This window comes from Streptomyces corynorhini (genome assembly GCF_003346515.1).
Classification (GTDB): Bacteria; Actinomycetota; Actinomycetes; order Streptomycetales; family Streptomycetaceae; genus Streptomyces; species Streptomyces corynorhini.
Map to the genome: position 1 here is coordinate 1 of NZ_QQNA01000430.1, position 3915 is coordinate 3915.

Below are 3915 nucleotides of genomic sequence, written 5' to 3' on the forward strand. Positions count from 1 at the left end.
CCGTACCGCGCTCCGTACCGCGACCCGGTCGGGGCGCGGTACGGAGCGCGGTACGGAGCCGGTGCCGACCTTGTCACTCCGCTTTCGGCTTGACGCATCCAAGTAACGCTGCGTAACCTCACAGTGAGTTACCAACCACGCGGCGGAGCCGCACAATGTTCCAGCGTCCGGGGAGCTATATGTCCAGCGAATACGCAAAGCAGCTCGGGGCCAAACTCCGTGCCATCCGCACCCAGCAGGGCCTCTCGCTCCACGGCGTGGAGGAGAAGTCCCAGGGCCGCTGGAAGGCAGTGGTGGTCGGTTCGTACGAGCGCGGGGACCGTGCTGTCACGGTGCAGCGCCTCGCCGAGCTGGCGGATTTCTACGGGGTCCCGGTGCAGGAGCTCCTTCCCGGCACGACGCCCGGTGGAGCCGCTGAGCCGCCGCCGAAGCTCGTTCTCGATCTGGAGCGGCTGGCGCACGTCCCGCAGGAGAAGGCGGGCCCCCTCCAGCGCTACGCGGCGACGATCCAGAGCCAGCGCGGCGACTACAACGGCAAGGTGCTCTCGATCCGCCAGGACGATCTGCGCACCCTCGCCGTGATCTACGACCAGTCGCCCTCGGTCCTGACCGAGCAGCTCATCAGCTGGGGTGTCCTGGACGCGGACGCGCGTCGCGCGGTCGCCCACGACGAGGGCTGACCGACCGGCAACCCGTCAGAGAAACGTCACCTCCGGAGGGCGGCCCCGTACATCCTGTGTACGGGGCCGCCCTCCGGTGCGTCGCGGTGGAGCCTCAGGCGCGGCGCAGGTTCTGCTTGAGGCCCTTGAAACGGCCCAGCAGGCCGTTGACGAAGGCCGGGGACTCGTCGGTGGAGAACTCCTTGGCGAGCTGCACCGCCTCGTCGATCGCCACCGCGTCCGGCGTGCCGTCCGCCCACACCAGCTCGTACGCGCCCAGCCGGACGATGTTCCGGTCGGCCACCGGCATCCGGTCGAGCGTCCAGTCCACGGCGTAGGTGGAGATCAGCTCGTCGATCCGGGCCGCGTGCTCCGCGTACCCCTCGACCAGCTCCATCGTGTACTCGTTGACGGCGGGCTGTCGGTCGTCGCTCCGGGAATGCCGTACCCAGTCCGCGAGGACCGTCTGCACGGATTCCCCGCGCTGGTCGGCCTCGAAGAGGATCTGGAAGGCACGCTTTCGGGCGTTGCTCCGGGCAGCCACGGTTAGCTGTTCACCCGGCCGAGGTAATCGCCGGTACGCGTGTCGACCTTGATCTTCTCGCCGGTGGTGATGAAGAGCGGAACACCGATCTCGTAGCCGGTCTCCAGCGTCGCCGGCTTGGTGCCACCGGTGGAGCGGTCGCCCTGGACGCCCGGGTCGGTGTGCTGGATCGTCAGCTCGACGGCGGCGGGCAGCTCGACGTAGAGCACCTCGCCCTCGTGCTGCGCGACGCTGGCCTTGAAGCCCTCGATCAGGAAGTTCGCCGCGTCGCCGACCGCCTTGCGGTCGATCATCAGCTGATCATAGGTCTGCATGTCCATGAAGACGAAGTACTCGCCGTCCATGTAGGAGAACTCCATGTCGCGGCGGTCGACGGTGGCCGTCTCGACCTTCACACCGGCGTTGAAGGTCTTGTCGACGACCTTGCCGGAGAGCACGTTCTTCAGCTTGGTACGCACAAAGGCCGGGCCCTTACCGGGCTTGACGTGCTGGAACTCGACGACGGACCAGAGCTGGCCTCCGTCGAGCTTGAGCACCAGGCCGTTCTTGAGGTCGTTCGTGGAAGCCACGGTTGCGGAATCTCCTGGACTGAAGCTGGTGGACGACCGGGGTCGCGCACCAGGAGCGGGTCCTAGAGCGCGAGCAGTTCCTTGGTCGTGATGGTGAGTAGCTCGGGTCCGCCGTCCGCCTCGGGGCGGACGACGAGCGTGTCATCGATCCGGACACCGCCCCGGCCCGGGAGGTGGACCCCCGGTCCGACGGTGACCGGCACACAAGCGTCCAGTTTACCCATGGCGGCGGGGGCGAGCTGCGGGTCCTCTTCGATTTCCAGTCCGACTCCGTGTCCGGTACGCGGCGCGAGCCCCTCGCCGTACCCCGCCGCCTCCAGCGGCTGCCGGCTCGCGCGGTCCACGTCGCGGTAGCCCATCCCGGGCACAAGCCCCTCGCGACCTGCGCGTTGTGCCGCGAAGACGAGTTCGTACAGCTCGATCTGCCAGTCGGCGGGCGAGGTACCGATGACGAAGGTACGGCCGATCAGACACCGGTAGCCGCGGTAGTCCGCGCCCAGGCCCACGAAGAGGAAATCGCCTTCCTCGACCCGCCGGTCCGAAGGACGGTGTCCCGGTCGGCCGGAGTGCGGTCCGGTGGCGACGCTGGTGGGGAACGCGGGGCCGTCGGCGCCGTGGTCGATGAGGCGCCGCTCCAGCTCCAGCGCCAGATGGCGTTCGGTGCGGCCCACCAGGATCGACTCCAGGAGTTCGCCCAGCGCCTGGTCGGCGATCTCCGCGGCGATCCGCAGACAGGCGATCTCCCCCTCGTCCTTGACGATCCGCTGCTGTTCGACCGCGCCCGCCAGATCCGTGAGGGCCAGCCTGGGCGCGACCGAGCCGATCGCCCGGTGCCGGGAGACGGTCAGATGATGTTCCTCGACGGCCAGCGACTCGGCTGCCGAGGCGACGAGCAGCCCGGCGGCGGCCACCGCGGGATCTCCGGAGGCGGTGGGCAGCACCGAGACCCGCAGCCGCTCGTCGACCCGGCCGCCGCCCTCGGTCCCGGTCCCTTCGGCGGTACGGGGGCACAGCAGCGTGTCCTCGCCCGGCCCGAGCAGCAGCACCGCACCCGGCGGCGCCCCACCCGCGAGATAGCGGACGTTGGCGGGGCGCGAGACCAGAGCCGCGGTGCTGCCCGCCGCGGCGTACCGGTCCCGCAGCCGCGCGCGGCGGACCGCGTACACGTCTGACATGACCCGATCGTACGAGCGGGCCCGTCACCCGGCCGGTTCAGCGCGTCCGGACGGGTCAGGGCGTCCGGACGGGTCAGGGCGTGTCCGCGACGGAGCGTCGTCCGCCCGCGGCGCGGGGCCGACGGCGTCCGGCGCGCTGATTCGTCCTTCGGACGCCGAGCGCCTCGCGCGAGGCGCGCGCGAGGCGGAGGGGCGCCCGGTACCGGAGGTACCGGGGAGATCCCGACATCGCCGCGAGCGTGCGTGCCGGACGCCGTCGACCGGGCGGGACTTCGCGGACCCGCCCCCGGGACCCCGGCCGGGCACCGCGCCCGCCGGGGCAGCGCGCCCGACGGGTCCGCGTCACCAGCTGGGCGGGCTGGCCAGCGAGCGGGCCAGGACGTCGTCCAGGACCCGGGCGGTGGTCTCCACGTCATAGCCAGAGTTGTCGATGATCGGCAGCCCCGAGCCGTACCAGCCCGCCATCCGGCCGTGGATGCCGGCCACTTCCTCGTCGTCGAGCCGCCGGTTGCCGCTGCGCTCGGCGTTGCGCTCCAGGACGATCTCCAGACCGGGGAGCAGGACGACCGGCAGCAGACCGGGGCCCACATGGCGCTTCCAGCCGCCGAGGCCGACCACCGGGCGGTCCGGGAAGACGGCGTCGTCCAGGATGCAGGAGATCCCGTTGGCCAGGAAGTTGCGCGCGGCGAAGCCGCAGGTGCGCCGGGCCAGCCGGTACTGCGCCTCGGAGTGCTCGTTCCACCCCGTCTGCGGGTCGGCGAATCCGGCGCAGACCCACTCGCGGACGTCGTCGAGGCTGATGTGCGCCGTGGGCACCCGGCGGCTGCGCGCCCAGTGCCGCGCCACGGTCGTCTTGCCCGCACCGGCCGGGCCGATGAGCAGGACCGCGAGGGTCGCCGTACCCGTGCCGCCCTCGGCCTGGGGCGGGGCGGGCAGCGGGACCGGGCCGCCCCGCCCCAGGCCGAGGG

The 3915-nt window shown here is 71.4% G+C and carries 5 protein-coding genes; 1 reads left to right on the forward strand and 4 read right to left on the reverse strand.

Annotated features, from left to right (window positions below; genetic code table 11):
• Window positions 1–179: 179 nt before the first annotated feature.
• On the forward strand, window positions 180–680 hold the full coding sequence (gene bldD / locus DVH02_RS33975) for a transcriptional regulator BldD (protein ID WP_023542978.1): 501 nt from the start codon (window positions 180–182) through the stop codon (window positions 678–680).
• A gap of 94 nt (window positions 681–774) precedes the next feature.
• Here bldD and nusB read toward each other — a convergent pair whose 3' ends face one another.
• The 4 genes from nusB to DVH02_RS33995 all read right to left on the reverse strand — a co-directional run.
• Window positions 775–1203, reverse strand: coding sequence for a transcription antitermination factor NusB (nusB, locus tag DVH02_RS33980; protein ID WP_114627676.1), 429 nt, complete (start codon window positions 1201–1203; stop codon window positions 775–777).
• A gap of 2 nt (window positions 1204–1205) precedes the next feature.
• Window positions 1206–1772 (reverse strand): elongation factor P, encoded by a 567-nt coding sequence (efp, locus tag DVH02_RS33985; protein WP_114627677.1) that lies wholly within the window; start codon window positions 1770–1772, stop codon window positions 1206–1208.
• A gap of 62 nt (window positions 1773–1834) precedes the next feature.
• Window positions 1835–2947: an aminopeptidase P family protein gene (locus tag DVH02_RS33990; protein ID WP_114627678.1), complete on the reverse strand. Its 1113-nt coding sequence runs from the start codon at window positions 2945–2947 to the stop codon at window positions 1835–1837.
• 342 nt (window positions 2948–3289) lie between these two features.
• Window positions 3290–3915 (reverse strand): AAA family ATPase (locus DVH02_RS33995; protein WP_233518632.1); only part of this gene is annotated, 626 nt, incomplete at its 5' end.

What these genes read in the sequence shown, in the direction of transcription:
- DVH02_RS33990 (WP_114627678.1), bottom strand. Translation starts at nt 2,947, where the DNA reads ATGTCAGACGTGTACGCGGTCCGCCGCGCGCGGCTGCGGGACCGGTAC.
- bldD (WP_023542978.1), top strand. Translation starts at nt 180, where the DNA reads ATGTCCAGCGAATACGCAAAGCAGCTCGGGGCCAAACTCCGTGCCATC.